At 39.3% G+C, this 15,235-nt stretch carries 17 protein-coding genes; 13 read left to right on the forward strand and 4 right to left on the reverse strand.

Annotated elements, in window-relative coordinates:
* Positions 1–4: 4 nt before the first annotated feature.
* The 3 genes from AC106K_RS22610 to AC106K_RS22620 all read left to right on the forward strand — a co-directional run bounded on the left by AC106K_RS22610 (position 5) and on the right by AC106K_RS22620 (position 1,810).
* Positions 5–328 carry a 2Fe-2S iron-sulfur cluster-binding protein gene (locus AC106K_RS22610; RefSeq protein WP_482447735.1) on the forward strand — a complete coding sequence of 108 codons (324 nt, stop codon included), beginning with the start codon at positions 5–7 and terminating at the stop codon, positions 326–328.
* 134 nt (positions 329–462) lie between these two features.
* Complete coding sequence (locus AC106K_RS22615; RefSeq protein ID WP_482447736.1) at positions 463–813, forward strand: 4Fe-4S dicluster domain-containing protein; 351 nt, start codon at positions 463–465, stop codon at positions 811–813.
* Between the two features lie 112 nt (positions 814–925).
* On the forward strand, positions 926–1,810 hold the full coding sequence (locus tag AC106K_RS22620) for an alpha/beta fold hydrolase (RefSeq protein WP_482447737.1): 885 nt from the start codon (positions 926–928) through the stop codon (positions 1,808–1,810).
* A 145-nt stretch (positions 1,811–1,955) separates the two neighbouring features.
* Here the strand turns inward: AC106K_RS22620 and AC106K_RS22625 are convergent, their stop codons facing one another.
* The 3 genes from AC106K_RS22625 to AC106K_RS22635 all read right to left on the reverse strand — a co-directional run bounded on the left by AC106K_RS22625 (position 1,956) and on the right by AC106K_RS22635 (position 4,999).
* On the reverse strand, positions 1,956–2,891 hold the full coding sequence (locus tag AC106K_RS22625) for a ketopantoate reductase family protein (protein ID WP_482447738.1): 936 nt from the start codon (positions 2,889–2,891) through the stop codon (positions 1,956–1,958).
* A 538-nt stretch (positions 2,892–3,429) separates the two neighbouring features.
* Positions 3,430–4,008 carry a Crp/Fnr family transcriptional regulator gene (locus AC106K_RS22630; protein ID WP_482447739.1) on the reverse strand — a complete coding sequence of 193 codons (579 nt, stop codon included), beginning with the start codon at positions 4,006–4,008 and terminating at the stop codon, positions 3,430–3,432.
* A 193-nt stretch (positions 4,009–4,201) separates the two neighbouring features.
* Complete coding sequence (locus tag AC106K_RS22635) at positions 4,202–4,999, reverse strand: class I SAM-dependent methyltransferase (protein WP_482447740.1); 798 nt, start codon at positions 4,997–4,999, stop codon at positions 4,202–4,204.
* 333 nt (positions 5,000–5,332) lie between these two features.
* Between AC106K_RS22635 and AC106K_RS22640 the strand changes: the two genes are divergently transcribed.
* The gene (locus tag AC106K_RS22640) at positions 5,333–5,890 is read left to right on the forward strand and encodes a GNAT family N-acetyltransferase (protein ID WP_482447741.1); all 558 of its coding nucleotides are present in this window, start codon (positions 5,333–5,335) and stop codon (positions 5,888–5,890) included.
* 237 nt (positions 5,891–6,127) lie between these two features.
* On the opposite strand, the gene AC106K_RS22645 is transcribed toward AC106K_RS22640, so the two are convergent.
* The gene (locus AC106K_RS22645; RefSeq protein WP_482447742.1) at positions 6,128–6,664 is read right to left on the reverse strand and encodes a hypothetical protein; all 537 of its coding nucleotides are present in this window, start codon (positions 6,662–6,664) and stop codon (positions 6,128–6,130) included.
* A 300-nt stretch (positions 6,665–6,964) separates the two neighbouring features.
* Between AC106K_RS22645 and AC106K_RS22650 the strand changes: the two genes are divergently transcribed.
* The 9 genes from AC106K_RS22650 to AC106K_RS22690 all read left to right on the forward strand — a co-directional run bounded on the left by AC106K_RS22650 (position 6,965) and on the right by AC106K_RS22690 (position 14,733).
* Complete coding sequence (locus AC106K_RS22650) at positions 6,965–7,324, forward strand: hypothetical protein (RefSeq protein ID WP_482447743.1); 360 nt, start codon at positions 6,965–6,967, stop codon at positions 7,322–7,324.
* A 106-nt stretch (positions 7,325–7,430) separates the two neighbouring features.
* A complete protein-coding gene (locus tag AC106K_RS22655; RefSeq protein WP_482447745.1) occupies positions 7,431–7,784 on the forward strand; it encodes a hydrogenase maturation nickel metallochaperone HypA/HybF in 354 nt (117 codons plus the stop codon).
* 1 nt (position 7,785) lies between these two features.
* Complete coding sequence (gene hypB / locus AC106K_RS22660) at positions 7,786–8,502, forward strand: hydrogenase nickel incorporation protein HypB (RefSeq protein ID WP_482447746.1); 717 nt, start codon at positions 7,786–7,788, stop codon at positions 8,500–8,502.
* A gap of 1 nt (position 8,503) precedes the next feature.
* Complete coding sequence (locus tag AC106K_RS22665) at positions 8,504–8,980, forward strand: urease accessory protein UreE (RefSeq protein WP_482447747.1); 477 nt, start codon at positions 8,504–8,506, stop codon at positions 8,978–8,980.
* Positions 8,970–9,977 carry an ABC transporter substrate-binding protein gene (locus AC106K_RS22670; RefSeq protein ID WP_482447748.1) on the forward strand — a complete coding sequence of 336 codons (1,008 nt, stop codon included), beginning with the start codon at positions 8,970–8,972 and terminating at the stop codon, positions 9,975–9,977. Before AC106K_RS22665 ends, AC106K_RS22670 begins: the two co-directional genes overlap by 11 nt.
* A gap of 2 nt (positions 9,978–9,979) precedes the next feature.
* Positions 9,980–10,987 carry a FecCD family ABC transporter permease gene (locus tag AC106K_RS22675; RefSeq protein ID WP_482447749.1) on the forward strand — a complete coding sequence of 336 codons (1,008 nt, stop codon included), beginning with the start codon at positions 9,980–9,982 and terminating at the stop codon, positions 10,985–10,987.
* Positions 10,984–11,754: an ABC transporter ATP-binding protein gene (locus AC106K_RS22680; protein WP_482447750.1), complete on the forward strand. Its 771-nt coding sequence runs from the start codon at positions 10,984–10,986 to the stop codon at positions 11,752–11,754. The genes AC106K_RS22675 and AC106K_RS22680 overlap by 4 nt, the downstream gene beginning before the upstream one ends.
* Before the next feature lie 5 nt (positions 11,755–11,759).
* Entirely contained in the window at positions 11,760–12,281 is a 522-nt protein-coding gene (locus AC106K_RS22685; RefSeq protein WP_482447751.1) for a GNAT family N-acetyltransferase, read from the forward strand.
* 19 nt (positions 12,282–12,300) lie between these two features.
* Positions 12,301–14,733, forward strand: coding sequence for a TonB-dependent siderophore receptor (locus AC106K_RS22690; RefSeq protein ID WP_482447752.1), 2,433 nt, complete (start codon positions 12,301–12,303; stop codon positions 14,731–14,733).
* Positions 14,734–15,235: the final 502 nt, after the last annotated feature.

Raw genomic sequence — 15,235 nt, forward strand, 5'->3', positions numbered from 1 at the left:
GACAATGAAAGATGAAATTACAATCACGGTGACTGATCCGTCAGGAACCCTGCATACACTAATTTGCCCGCTGGAAATGGGATTGACTTTAAAAGATATATGCAAAGCCTACGACCTGCCTATGGAAGCAATGTGCGGCGGAATGGCCATGTGCGCGACCTGTCATTGTTATATTCTCAACGAGGAAGCTTCACTGCCAGACAAAAATGATGTGGAAGAAGCGCTGCTTTCAGAGCTATTCAATACTCAAGCAACCAGCAGATTAGCCTGCCAGATCTATCTCACGGCTCAAATGGATGGGCTTTCTATAGAAATTGCATCAAATTAATTGATTTAAGATACAAGTTTGCATAGTTTATGATGTGTATAAATTATTGAAACTGTTTTAATTAAGTTTAGCTGGGATTTCCGGAACAGTGATGTGAAAGGAATCCCTTTTTAAAATCTTTAAAAATAAATAATATGGCTATAAAAATAACTGATGCCTGTATCAATTGTGGAGCCTGTGAACCGGAGTGCCCCAATTCAGCCATTTATGAAGGTGCCATCGACTGGCGCTGGCAGGACAAAACGAAACTCTCCGGAACTGTCACTTTTCCGGATGGTACAACGGCCGATGCCAATGCTTTTAACCAAGCCGTCTCTGATGAAGTATATTATATTGTATCCGGAAAATGTACGGAATGCAAAGGTTTTCATGAAGAACCGCAATGTAAAGCGGTATGCCCGGTAGACTGCTGTGTAGATGATCCGGATCATCGGGAAAGTGAAGAAGTATTACTGGATCGACAGAAATTTATGCATGGAGCATAAAATTTTTCACATTATTTGTCATTTTAATTTATTCTGTAACAATAGCTTATCATTTTTCTACTAATCGGGAAATGGAATATCATCAGTAATTTTAAACAAAATACTATAAATTATGAAACCGATATTATTTTTTCTCGCCATGCTGCCTGCCTTATTTTCAGCACAGACAGATGTTCCAAAACTCAAAAAAGAATATATAGGAATTTTAGAAACTTCCGGTTATGGTAATAATGCCAAAGCGGGTCAGTATTATGACGTCAATGGCATCAAAATGTACTGTGAAACCTATGGACAGGGGCAACCTTTACTTCTCATTCATGGAAACGGAGGATCCATTGTTGATTTTTCCAAACAGATTCCGTTTTTTTCCAAGCATTATAAAGTGATTGTTGCTGACAGCAGAGCTCATGGAAAATCGGTGGATAAAGGAGATGCTCTTACCTATGAAATGATGGCTGATGACTATGCCCAGCTGCTTCAGAAAATGAAAATCGATTCTGCCTATGTGATCGGCTGGAGTGACGGAGGAATCAATGGACTTTTACTAAGTATGAGACATCCGGAGAAGGTAAAAAAGCTTATCGTTACCGGAGCCAATTTAAGACCGGATTCTACGGCAGTACAGGCTGATGTATTCAAACGGGTAAGTGCCAATTATACAAAATTTAAAAACCAGTTTGCAGCCAAAAAAGATAAAACAGATCTGGACTATAAGGTTCTCAAATATAAAAGATTATTAAGCGAGCAGCCAAATATCAATCCAAAAGCATTACAGGGTATTAAAGTTCCTGTTCTTGTGATCGGAGGAGATTATGATGTCATAAAGCCGGAACATACGCTGGAAATTTTCAGAAATATACCTCAGGCTAACCTATGGATTTTACCCAATTCCGGGCACAGTACTCTGGTTGTTTACACCGACGAGTTTAATGCCAAAGCGGATGCTTTTTTTAAAACAAAGTTCAGAAGCATTAAAGACAGAGATCGTGAGTTTTAAGGATCAATCTTTATGATTTTCTCTGTAATTTCTGCACAATGCAGATAATTTTTGAAAGTATTTTATATTTATATTTCTAATTTACATTAAAAAGGCAGGTTTTCACCTGCCTTTTGTATTGATTCATAAAATTTTAGCCAAAAAATTATCTTTTTTTAATCTCATGATGCATCTTTTGAGTAAAAGGAGTCTCTGTATTCAATGCTTTACCATATTTTAAAATGGCTCCCGCAAATAATTCCAGCTCATTTTCTTTTTTCCCGGAATGAATGTCCAGCTGTAAAGATGTAGGCGTTTCAAAAGGGAATGTACCCGCTTTTTCAAAGGTTTTTTCAATTATATCTTCTTCAAGATGAATTTCCTTTTGCTCTGCAATCTGCCTGATCTCCTTCATGATTTCCGTTGCTTCATGTTTTTGTTCTTCATCTGCACATACAGTTCCGATGGATGAATTGTGTTTCGCTGTTACCAGCCCAAAACTGGCAATGAAAATAAATTTCGTCCATATATCCGTCAGGGAATTATCTTTAAAATCAAAATCAATTTTACTTTCCTGCAGCAAATCTACAACCCAGTCCACCTCTGCTGAAAAGTGTTGCGGATCTCTGCCTACAATCATCTTTCCAGCCTTACCTTTATGTTCCACCACTCCTCTTTCTTTTATATGGGAAGCGACATAAATACAGGTTGGCAAAATAACATGGTCAGGAATTATTTTTCGGATCCGGTCATAAATATCTGCTCCATTCATCATGGGAAGCAGTATCGTATCTTTAGTAATAACTTCTGCAAGCTGCTTGCAGACATTTTCAAGGTCATATTCCTTTACGCAGATCAGAACCAGATCAGGGTTTTTAATATCACGGATGTTTTCTTCAATGGCGTTGGGGTGAGTTCTGTCGTTAGGGTGTTCGGGAGAGATAAGAACCAATCCGTTTTCCTTTACTTTCTCATAAGTCTCTCCACGGGCAACAAAAGATATTTTATATTTTCCGGAAACTTCATTGGTCTGATTTATTTTAAATCCGAAGTATCCGCCTACTCCTCCCAATCCTACAACCACAATATGTTTTTTGTTCATGAAATTATTTTTGACAAAGATGGAGCACAAATTTTGATCTATCACTTGACAAATGAAAAGAAATTATATTTTCCAAAAACAATAGCTCAAAACTTTAATTACTGTTTTTATTAAACGCAGAGAACGCAAAGATGCTTTTTTGTAGTGCTTTATTTTTGAGCGCAAGGGCACTTCGTTCAGCTAAGAATTAGCCATATTCTGCCTTTGCTGAGTGAAACGCCATTGCGAACGAATTTAAAATATCCGATTCAAAACCCTTGCGGACATAGCCTTAAAAAGCAATAACCAAAAACTTGAATTACTATTTTATTAAACGCTAAGAGCACAAAGATTCTTTTTTTGTAACGCGTTATTTTTGATCGCAAGGGCACTTCGTTCAGATAAGAATTAACAATATTCTGCCTTTGCTGAGTGAAACGCCATTGCGAACGAATTTAAAATATCCGATTCAAAATCTTTGCGGACATAGCGTTAAAAAAATAACAGCTAAAAATCTGAATTACAAAACAGTAGATTTTTTTTTGTAAAAACAGTGTATTCAGCTCTTAATCTCTCTTCTAATTCTGCTCAGTGAACTGTCTTTGATTCCCAGATAAGAGGCAATAATCTTCAAAGGAACATACTGAAAAATATCAGGGTCTTTCTTCATCAGATTGGAATATCTTGTCAAGGCTTTCTGGCTGGCCATTTCGATCAGCCTATCGTGTATGGTATAGTAATTCAGGACAAAAAGAAGCCTACTGAACTCTCTGAACTCAGGGATATTATGAAAATTGTATTGTACGTTTTCCAGTCCTGTTTCCCAAAAAGAGCAGTCTGTCACCGCCTGGTATATTTCCTTTGTAGGCTGCTGTCTGAAAAAGGATAAAAAATCATTCACAAAACAAGGAGCTGCATAAATATTGGTCGTGATCTCTTCATTATCTTCATTCAATATATAGGACCGCACATAGCCTCTTTCCAAAAAAAAGGTTTTGGTACTGATGGTATCTTTTTCCAGCAAAACCGCATTAGCTTTTAAATCAAAATGTTTGAACGTACTTGTAATCTGTTCTACCACTTCATCTTTGATGCTGAATAAGGAGTGAAAATAATTGTTGATCGAGGATTTATCCATTAAATAACACAATATTTAAGCTTGACGAAAATAGGGATAATTCTGTGAATTTTGAGGAAATATAAACGGAAGATCAAATGAAGAAGCAACCCGTCAAAAATTATGTGAATGCCCACCATTCCTTCAGAAGAGGGAAATAATTGCTTCTTCAATTGTAATATCATTAACGATTAGATTGCCTATTTCATAATTCTTATCTAACCAATTTAACGGCCTTTGTCGCTATAAAAGTCGGCAGGTATCTGTCAATTAAAAATCTTGGATGCGGCTGCATTTCTTCAGTATAATCTGCAATGAGAAAACCGGCTCTTATCTGTCCGCCGATTAAATCCGAAAGGGTATGCCCAAAAACCAATGCTTCCCGGTTCTCTATCTTTCCGGCAATCTGTTCTTCATTCAAATCTTTTATATCTGCATAAGGTAAAGTATATTTTGGTCTGATGATTCCTTCTGCCATATCCTGCGGGTTGCGGTCTGCCACAAAAACTACCGGATTGAAGAAACTTGCCAGTAAGATTCCTCCTTTTCTCAGAACCCTGTAGGCCTCTTTCCAGACAGGATTGACATCTTCAACATAATGATTGGATATAGGATGGAAAATTATATCAAATGATTCATCTTCAAAAACACCCAGATCCCTCATGTCTCCCTGAACGGTTTTCAGAGACAAGCCATCACGTTCCGCAACCCTTTCATCCTGTTTCAGTTGTTCTTCTGAAATATCAAAAACCACTACAGAAGCCCCCGCAGCCGCCAGTACCGGAGCCTGTTGCCCGCCGGCAGAAGCCAGACACAATATTTTTTTACCTCTCACCTCTCCCAGCCATTCTTTATTCAGAGGTTTGGGTGTCAGGTGAACTTCCCATTTTCCTTCTTTCGCTTCTTTGATTAGTTCTGTGCTTACCGCCTGAGACCATTCGTTCTGCTCCAATGCCTGTTTGTTCCAGGCTGACTCGTTGTGGTGTAAAAAGTCGATTTTATGTTTCTGCATATTAATTATTCTTTTTCATTGGCATTATTAAAACATTTTACAATGCTTGTTGCCTCATTCAAATATAGGGAGTTTGCTACTGATCGCTATTGGAAAGACTGTCTGTTTTCGTGAAAAAGGCTGATCAATGATCGTATTCTGGCTGTATCTGATTATTAACAAAGAAAAAAACCTGATTTTACAAATGCATAAAGCACCAATATAAACAAAGTAATAATCAATACAATTTCAAGAATCCTTATCTGAAAATAGGCACACCACATCCCGGATTCAGATTATTCTTTATATATTGCTTTAAATTTTCAAACCTGCTAAACAGGTCTATTAAATACAATGAACGATCTTACATTAGAATCAAAACGTCTTACCTTACGCCCATTCAGAGAAAGTGATATTCTTACAGTGCATGAACTGCTTTTAAAACCGGAAAGTACTGAATTTAATCCCACAACTTATTCTGACAATGAAGAGGAAACAAAAAATTTGGTCAGTTCCTGGCAGAAAGAGTCTGAACAAGGAAAACTCCGAAAGAAATTTACTTTTTTAATAGAAACCCTTACTGATCAAAAATTTGTAGGAATTATAGGAATTGATCTTATCAAATTGCCCTATAAAAATGCTGAAGTTTGGTTTAAACTTAGTCCTGAAATCTGGGGAAAAGGCTATGGAACAGAGGCATTGGAAAGAATAATCAAGTTTGGTTTTGAAGATTTAAAACTGCACAGAGTTGAAGCAGGCTGCGCAGTTGATAATATCGCCTCTTATAAAGTCATGGAAAAATCAGGAATGATCAGAGAAGCGCATCGCAGAAAATTACTTCCTTTAAAAAATGGCTGGAGTGATAATTATGAGTATGCGATTCTTGAAGAGGAATATTTTTCGGGCCGCTAGTTTTTGATTTTTGTTGCCACGAATGCACGAATTTTTTATGCGTACTATACTTTACAATAAACTTCGATTTTTGACTAGTTTTGAAAACTAATCAACAAAATTAGAAGCCTATATGTAAATAAATTCGTTCATTCGTGGCAAAACATATTCCTTCAAATTAAACTGATTCCGTAAGCTTTTCTATAAACATCCGTGTCATCAGCAAAATCTTAAAGCAATACAATCCGTAAGAATCCCTTAAAGCGAAGGCGCCACTGAATATTCAGATTTTCTGAATATTCTGCCGGTTTTCACTTCCTTAATTCCCGTAATCTCTTTACCTTTTCTGATGATTTCCAAACTAATCTTTTCTTTTTTGGGATCTTTTTTATCAGAAATAAGAATCGTATTTCCTTTCACATCCACAGAATCATAGCTGTCATCTTTCATGGTATATCCAAAAACAGGAGGTTCGGGTTCTCCCTTGGCAGGTTTTTTATAGGTCACAGATCTGAGTGGATAATGTGACATCACCCTTACCCTGAAAGTATCATTGAAGGTATAATATCTTTCTACAAGATCAGTGGGAGTAAACGTCGTTAACGTTTCCGGCTCGTTCTTCCAACCGAATGTTACATTTCCCAGAATAGGTTCAGGTGGTCTTTTGGCTTCCGGAGGTCCGGCTACTTTCTGAGGACGTGGCGGAAGAGGTTCTTTAGCTGCTTTTTTCTGAGAAGGGATCATCATGAATACCAGCAGCAAAACCAATGAAATTTGATATTTGATCTTGTTCATTTTCAATAATATTTTAAATGGTAATAAGGTGTATGGTGTAATTGTATTTTCAAAAATACTATTTTTTTCAGTACCGGAATCAGTCTTCTTTTTAAACATTCCGACCCATCTTTCAATAGGCAAATAATTTAAAAACCAAAACACAACAATTTAACTATCAACAATATAAATATTATATCATTTAGTAAAAATGAAATTACCTAATCATTCCTATTCTTTTATTTCATCCCGATTTTGAACATTTTTAAAAGGTTTTTGGTAATCATAAAGGCTGGTAAACAATCTAAATTTGCAATACCGATGAAGAAGTCTTTTTACATATCACTTTCCCTATTGCTTTTCCTGTTTCTGAGTACAGTTCTGGGATTTGCCAATGACAGGAAAAACACGATACCTAAAGACTCTCTACAAAACCAGATGGGTCTGAAATCAGCAGAATCTGTTCAGCATGGCACTCTACTTTTGGTCTCCATTGCTGAAAATGATTTCGATGTTGATAAAACCTTCTTTGATCTTTCCTTTACTCTGTTTGTAAAGCAAATATTATCTCTGGGATTTAATCCGGAGACTAATGTCATAGCCAATTCTATCTCAGAATCGGTACATCATTACCATCTTCCCAAATATCTCCTTTTTCATAATTTAAAGATCAGGCTTTAAACAATCATTTTCGTAAAACTCGGTTTATCTGAGTATTTACACTAAATCCCCTATTACATTTATCTGTTTTCACAGATAATCATTTCACCCATAAAAACAGTAAGCTATGCATGAATTAAGTATAGTGAAGGATATTTTTGACACTTTGGAAGAACATTATAATGCCAAAGTAGAAGATATACAACAGGTTCAGGTAACGGCAGGTCTACTGTCCAACGTTCAGCCTGTTCTCATTCAGAATGCGTTTGACGCCTTTATTACCGACCACCCGTACTATCGGGAAATGGAGCTGGAAGTTCTCGTCAACGATATTATTGCCCATTGTGACCATTGCGGTAAAGATTTTCAGGTCAGGTACCACAGGTTTGTCTGTGACGACTGCGAAACACCCTCCAGCCAGATTGTTCAGGGTAACGAACTCTTCATTTCAAAAGTAATTTTTAAACAAAAAGACCATTAATATGTCAACAGCTAATCCAAAAAGTCTAGGAAACCGCGTAGGATCGGTTCAATGTGATAATACAACCCTTCATTTGCTGAAGGCCAATGATTTCGTAGCCAAAGCCATCAGAGACCGTTTAAAAGATGTTTGCGTCATCAACGTATGTTCTTCTCCCGGATCCGGAAAAACAACTTTGATGCAGGAAACAGGCAAGCGTCTTGCTCAGGACCTTAACATTTCAATTCTTGTAGGAGATCCTGAAACAGAGCGTGATGCCATCCGTATGCGTGAAGTGGGAATCAATGCACTTCAGATCGTAACCGGCGGAATGTGCCATATCGAAGCCCAGATGATCCTTCAGGCCCTTGATCATATTAACCTGGAAGGAGTTGATTTACTATTCATTGAAAATGTAGGAAACCTTCTTTGCCCGTCTGCTTTTGACCTTGGAGAAGACTACCGCGTAACGCTTCTTGCCTCTACAGAAGGAGATGACAAACCTAAAAAGTATCCACGTATGTTCCTGACCAGCGAACTGATGCTGGTTTCCAAAGCAGATCTGCTTCCTTATGTTCCATTTTCTGTAGAAGCTGTAACCAAAGATGCCCATGAAGTAAATCCTAACCTTGAGGTAATGACCATCAGTACCTTAAACGGTGACGGAATCGATGAATGGTGCAACTGGCTGAAGGAAAAAGTAAAACTGAAAAAAGAAAGCGCAGCTAAAGAAGCTTAATATGAATACAACACAGCCAGTCGTCATAGATGAAGTAAAAACCGGAATGAGCCTGAATAATTCTCATGCTGATGTTCTGGAAATCGAATGGTTTGAAAACAAAAAACAAAAGCTGACCCGGACGACTCAAGCCGGGACAGTTTTGGAAATGAGTCTGGGCAATCTGAAAGAATGGCAACAAGGAGACGGATTATACAGTAATGGAAAACTGATTGCCCTCATTTCCATCAAAACCTGCCTTACGATCTGCTTTCCTGCGAAAGACGATACTGAAGCCGCAGACTTCTGTTATTTCATCGGGAATCAGCACCTTCCGGTATTTCTGACAGCCAATCAACAGTTCGCAGTTCCTTATGATGGACGCCTGTATGAACAGCTGTCTTACAGATATGGCGACCGTATCGAGCTTACAGACACTCAGCTTCTATCTACTCAATCACTGCGTTATCTGGCAAAAAACAGAACACATGAAAATTAAAAGTCTATTGATTACAGGATTTTCTGCTATTATAGTAACAGTACAAAGCTGCAGCAATCCCAACAGTTCCAAAAAATCCTTATCCGGAGGAACAGTCACCGCAACCGACAGCAGAGGCAAAACGATTAAACTTCCTCATGAGGCCATGCGGGTAGTGGTTTTATACAATGCCCTTGTGGATGATGTGTATATGCTTCAGGCAGGTGAAAAAATTGTGGGAATTCCACGGCAGATTTATGAAATGGAAGATACCTACAGCTTTCTTTCCAAGCTTGATGACCGGATTAAAAATAAAAGCATTGCGACTCCCACTTTCGGAGGACAATCCAGCAACGCAGAGACGATTGTTGGGTTAAAGCCGGATCTGGTACTTACTTTCAATACGGATGAAGATAATATTAATCAAATTGAAAATCTGGGAATTCCGGTGTTTACTTTTTCTTCTTTAAATGACGAAAAAATACTGGAGGAGCTTAAAAATGTGGGAAAACTGCTGGGAAAAAAGAAGCGTGCAGAGGAAATCACCGGCTATGTTTCTGAAGAAGTAAAGAAAATGAGAGCTTCACATGAGGTTTCTCCTAAAAAAATCTATTATGCATGGTCTAAAGGACGCATCATGTCTACCTCAGGAAAAGGAAGTCTGATTGATATGGCGATCACGCTTTCCGGAGCTCAGAATGTATGCCCTGTTCCGGTAGAAGCTCCCAACATCAGTGCAGAAACCATGTACAAATGGAATCCGGATCTGATTGTTTTATGGAATTCAAAGTTATCAGATGTCTATAGCCTTAAGGAGCTGGCAGCACTGCCGGCTGTGAAAAATAAACAAGTATTCGTCATGTCTCCATCTTTTCCATATGATCCGCATACCGTAAAATTTATGCTGTTTGCCAAGCAGCTCCGTCACTGGTGCATGCCCGGATATACCCAGGAGCAGCTGGATCAGGATGTAAAACAAGCCTTTGAAGTGATCTACGGCAAAAAAGGACTGATCTGATCATGGAAAACATCAAAAAAACAGCTTTATTAATTCTGCTGCCTTTCCTGCTTGGATTGGTTTCTCTGATTATGGGTTCCAGCCAGAATATAGGTTTCGGGGAATTGTTCCATCATATCGCCCTGGAATTAGGAATTTCTAAAGACGAAGCGGCACTACAGGGAAGTTTACATACCATTTTATGGCAGGTACGCTTGCCCAGGCTTATCCTTACCTTTCTGGTAGGGGCTTCTTTAGCTTCTTCAGGCGGTGTATTACAGGCTGTTTTCAGAAATCCTATTGTTGATCCGTTTACCTTGGGGATTTCCTCAGGTTCAGCATTCGGTGCAGCACTGGCTATGCTGTTTCCTGTGGTGGCGGTTAATATTTCCGCCTTTATCTTCGGAGTCATCGCTGTGGTGATCACCTATCTTGTTTCTTATGCTGGGGCCAAAACCTCCATCGTAAGCATGGTGCTTGCCGGAATGATTGTATCTGGTGTATTTACTGCCCTTCTGACGGTTCTTCAGTACCTGAGTGACCCTTATAAACTACAGGCTATTGTACAGTGGACCATGGGAAATCTACACACGGCCTCATGGCAAAAAGTAGATACCGCAATATTTCCGATCCTTTTCGGGCTGTTGGTCATCATTATGCTTCGCTGGAAACTGAATCTTCTGGCATTGGGAGACCACGAAGCCATGGCAGTTGGCGTAAACCCTACCCTTCTGAAACTAATCCTGATGGCCGTAGCTACGATGATCTCCGCTTCATCTGTGGCTGCCGTAGGGGTTATCAGCCTTTTTGGATTGATTGTTCCGCACATCAGCAGAATGATTTTCGGACCGAACAATACTATCGGAGTTTGGGCCAATATCAGTATTGGAGGAAGCTTTTTACTGATGATTGATGATTTTTCCCGTACGGTAATGCCGTTTGAGATTCCGATTGGTGTGTTTACAATGATCATCGGGGCCCCTGTTTTTATTTATTTAATGCGTCGAAATGCTATAAACTGGAACTCATGAATTCTATAATTTCTATCGAACAGCTTACATTCAGCTATGGGAAAGATGAAGTTCTGAACCATGTACAGGCAAAATTTCAGAAAGGAAAACTTTCTGTCATTCTGGGCAGAAACGGAAGTGGTAAATCTACTTTATTCAAAATTATTGCTGGACTGGAAAAAAACTACCGGGGCAATGTATGGATCGGAGACAAAGAACGCCGTAAGATTAAAGCTGGAACAACCGCTCCTGTCCGTCTCGGATTTTTAACTCAGTTTCATCAAACAACTTTTCCTTTCAAGGTTTCTGATGTAATTCTGACCGGGCGGGCTTCTTTTTCACGGTTTTCGCCCAAAGATTCTGATCATGAAGCCGTAGAAAATATCCTTCATAAGTTTAATCTGACTCATTTAAAAGACAAGCCTTACACCTCGCTTTCCGGAGGAGAACGTCAACTGGTACTTCTGTGCCGGGTATTGGTACAACAGCCTGATATTCTGATGCTGGATGAGCCTACGAATCACCTGGACCTGCACTATCAGGTTGCTGTGCTGGAAGTTATCCGTCAGCTGGTGAATGAAGGAACCACCGTGCTGTGTGTAATGCATGATCCTAATCTGGCCTTTCTTTTTGGTGATGATTTTTTTGTCATGCGCCAGAACCAACTGGTGGCTGTTCAGTCCCTCGAAAAGGGAGAGCTGAAAGAGCTGCTGGAAGAAACCTATCAGGTTCCTTTGTCGGTTTTAGACCATCAGGGAACCCCAATATTTGCACCTCAATTAAAATAAAATATATGAATAATCTTGAAGAAATATCCATTTCGAAGGTAGAAGACTACCATGTCTTTGAAGTACTTCCCTATGTCATGGAGTTCAGACGTCAGCTATATCCTTTGCTTGATCCGCTTATTGTTCCCAAAGACCTGGTCAATTTTGAGCAGAACTACCTGCACTCCCCTTCCGGAGCATTCTTACAAGCCAGAACAAAATGCGGAAAACTGATAGGTGTTATCGGGATGATGCCTTACGATTATCGTTTCCCACATCTTAATATTGATGAAAAAACTACGGTAGAGGTCGCCCGATTATTTGTAAATCCTGAATACCGGAGAGCAGGGATTGCCTCCCGTCTGTTCCAGGAACTGGTAAAAACAGCACAACAAAAACAAATAAAACGTTTGTATCTCCACACTCACCCTTTCCTTCAGGGAGCCTATGAATATTGGCTGAAGCAGGAATTTAAACTTCTGAAATCCTGCTATGAAGGAACCTATCCCACGCTTCATATGGAGCTTATGATTTCAGCCCAAGAATAAGTAATACAGAGAACAATATATGAATACAACTAAAAAAGTATTATCCCTTAATGGAATGATGCTCTTACTTCCTTTTGCCTTATCCGCACAGGAAACCCATCCTATTTTCGGAAAAGTTCTGAGCCAGGAAGGTAAAATAATTTCGAATGCCACCATTTCCATCAATCAGGGAACCTCAACGATAACCAGCAGAGATGGGAAGTTTTACTTTGACACACCCGTTCAGTATCCGGCTCAGCTAACGATTGATGCCAAGGGATATTCCGGATCGCATATTACCCTAGACTCACTTTCTTATGATGATAAAAACGGGATCATCATCCGACTGGCAGAAAATCAAACCGATATTCAGGAAGTTTTGATCACTGCCCGCAGAAACAATTCCTATCTTACCAATAATCTGGAGCTTGGAGGAAAGTTTTCAGGAAACCTGAAAGACCTTCCACAATCGGTTTCTATTGTCAGCAGTGAATTTATGGAAGACAAGCAGGCTTATACCACCCGTGAGGTTGCCCAGGATCTGGCAGGAGTAACAACAGCTTCGTCTTATGATGATCTTATTATCCGAGGTTTTAAAAGCGGCTATGAAACCGGAATCCGCCTTGTCAACGGGTTACGTTCAGGCTACAGCTACGGAAACAGTTATTACCGTTCTCCTTTGACGATCAATCTGGAAAGTGTTTCCGTTCTGAAAGGTCCTGGAGCATCATTATTCGGGGACATCACTCCCGGCGGAACCATCAATATGGTCACTAAAAAGCCTTTAGATCAACAAAAAGGTTCAGTCAATTTTTCAGTAGGCAGCTTTCAGACCATCCGTACAAGTATTGACCTGACCGGTCCGCTGGATAAAGAAAAAAAGATTCTGTACCGTTTGAATGCAGGATATGAGGACAGCAAAACATTCAGAAATGTGAATCAGCAGAAAAACTTCATGATTGCGCCGTCATTTACCTTTAGACCACTTGATGGTACTCAGGTGGATATTGACCTGGTATATGATCAGTTTCATGGGTATCTGGATCGTGGAATGGGACTAAGAAACAATGATTTTTATGCCCTGGACCGCTCTTTTACACTAAGCCAGCCTTCGGATTTTTACAATACGAAAACTCTGTCATTCAGTGCAAGACTCAGTCAGCGCCTTACGCACAATCTTTCTTTAAATGCAAGCTACATGAAATCGATCTATCAGGAAGACGTGAATGAGCACCGTACCCTGAACAGCTATGCAGATGCCCCGAATAATACCATCATGAATATGCGTTTCTTTGACCGCCATGGAAAAGATTATACAGATAATTCTGTTGTCTACCTGAAATGGGATCTGACGGGCGGAAAAACCGAACATCATATCATAGCCGGAGTAGATTATGCCCAATATGAAGGCGACAGTAATAATCAGCAACGGGAAGCCAGACAGCAAAAAATAGACGGTAAAACCATACCACTGACATTTGATCTCAATAATCCTACCTATACTACTCATGACCTGAGTAATTATATGTGGCTGCCACAGGGAAATTATCCTTTTTTAAGCCCTTACAAAACGACGGGAATCTATGTACAGGATCAGATTTCATTTGCTGACAGGCTTAAAATTATTCTGGGATTACGTCATGAGCATTATTATTCTGAAACGGTAAGTTCTTCCGATCGTTACCATGCTACACAGAATGCATGGCTGCCACGTATCGGCCTTACCTACCAGATCAATGATCAGATCAATTATTTTGCAAGTTATTCACAGGGGTTTGCTCCTGTAGGTGCCAATTTTATCCAGAACTATCAGGATTATGGTGCCGACAAGCCTTTTACCGCAGAACACAGTTTCCAGATCGAAACAGGGCTTAAGACTGGATTTTTTAAAAACCAGCTACAAATGGACCTTTCTCTCTTCCAGATCGAACGCCGGAATATGCTGATCGCTACCGGTGAGATCGCCACAACAGGGTTTCCGGTTTACAGACAATCCGGAGAGGCCGTTTCAAAAGGTGTAGAACTGGATATACGCGGGCAGCTGACAAAGGAGTTTCAGATCATGGGAAATTATACTTATAACGATACTGAGGTAAAATCCTCTTCTATCGCTTCGGAAGTGGGCCAGGCTTTACCCGGTGCTCCTAAAAATATGGCCAGTATGTGGGTAAAATATGTATTCTCCGATTCTGCTGTGAAAGGTTTAGGATTCGGAGCAGGAATTTATTATGTGGGGACCAGACGTATGGACAACAGTATCGGAAAAGACAGTTCCGGAAATGCCCTTTGGGGAAAATGGCCTTCTTATACCACTGTAAACGCGGCTATTTATTACCATATCGGAAAGATGAAAATGGCTGTGAATGTGAATAATATCTTTGATCAATATTATTTTCTGGGTGGGTTTGATTATACCCGGGCGTTCCCGGGAGCTCCAAGAAATGTGACGGTTTCTGTGGGATATTCTTTTTAATTTAGTTTTTTTTAATCTTGATAGACCTGGGTTATCTTTTGATAATCTGGGTTTTTTGTTGATTTTGGTTGTTGTAAGACGTAAAGAATTCTAAAAGGGTTGTGTTGTAAGGTGCAATAAAATCATAGATTTTCAGCAAATATTCTGTAGATTTTTATTTTGCCACGGATGCACGAATAAAAGTGTTGTAAAATACATAATTCGATCATTAATGCGATGTACTGTAAACCTGTCTATAGAATTGTTTGTGGTTGTAAAAAGAAATGAGTCTTTTGTAATCTTAACAAGATATAATTTGCAGATGTCTTAGAATACACAGGTAAGAGGAAAAAACTCGTGCATTCGTAGCGATTATATTCTCTTCCTCCGGATTGAACCAATTTTTTAACAGACTTTTGTATCATTTGTAACCAGAGAGATCAGCATCTCAAAAGATCTTTATTTTTATCTCCTACATCTGTTCTATTTTTGTAATTTAAACCGTTAAAAAACAAAGAGCATT

The sequence above is a fragment of the Chryseobacterium sp. FR048 genome (assembly GCF_056844665.1).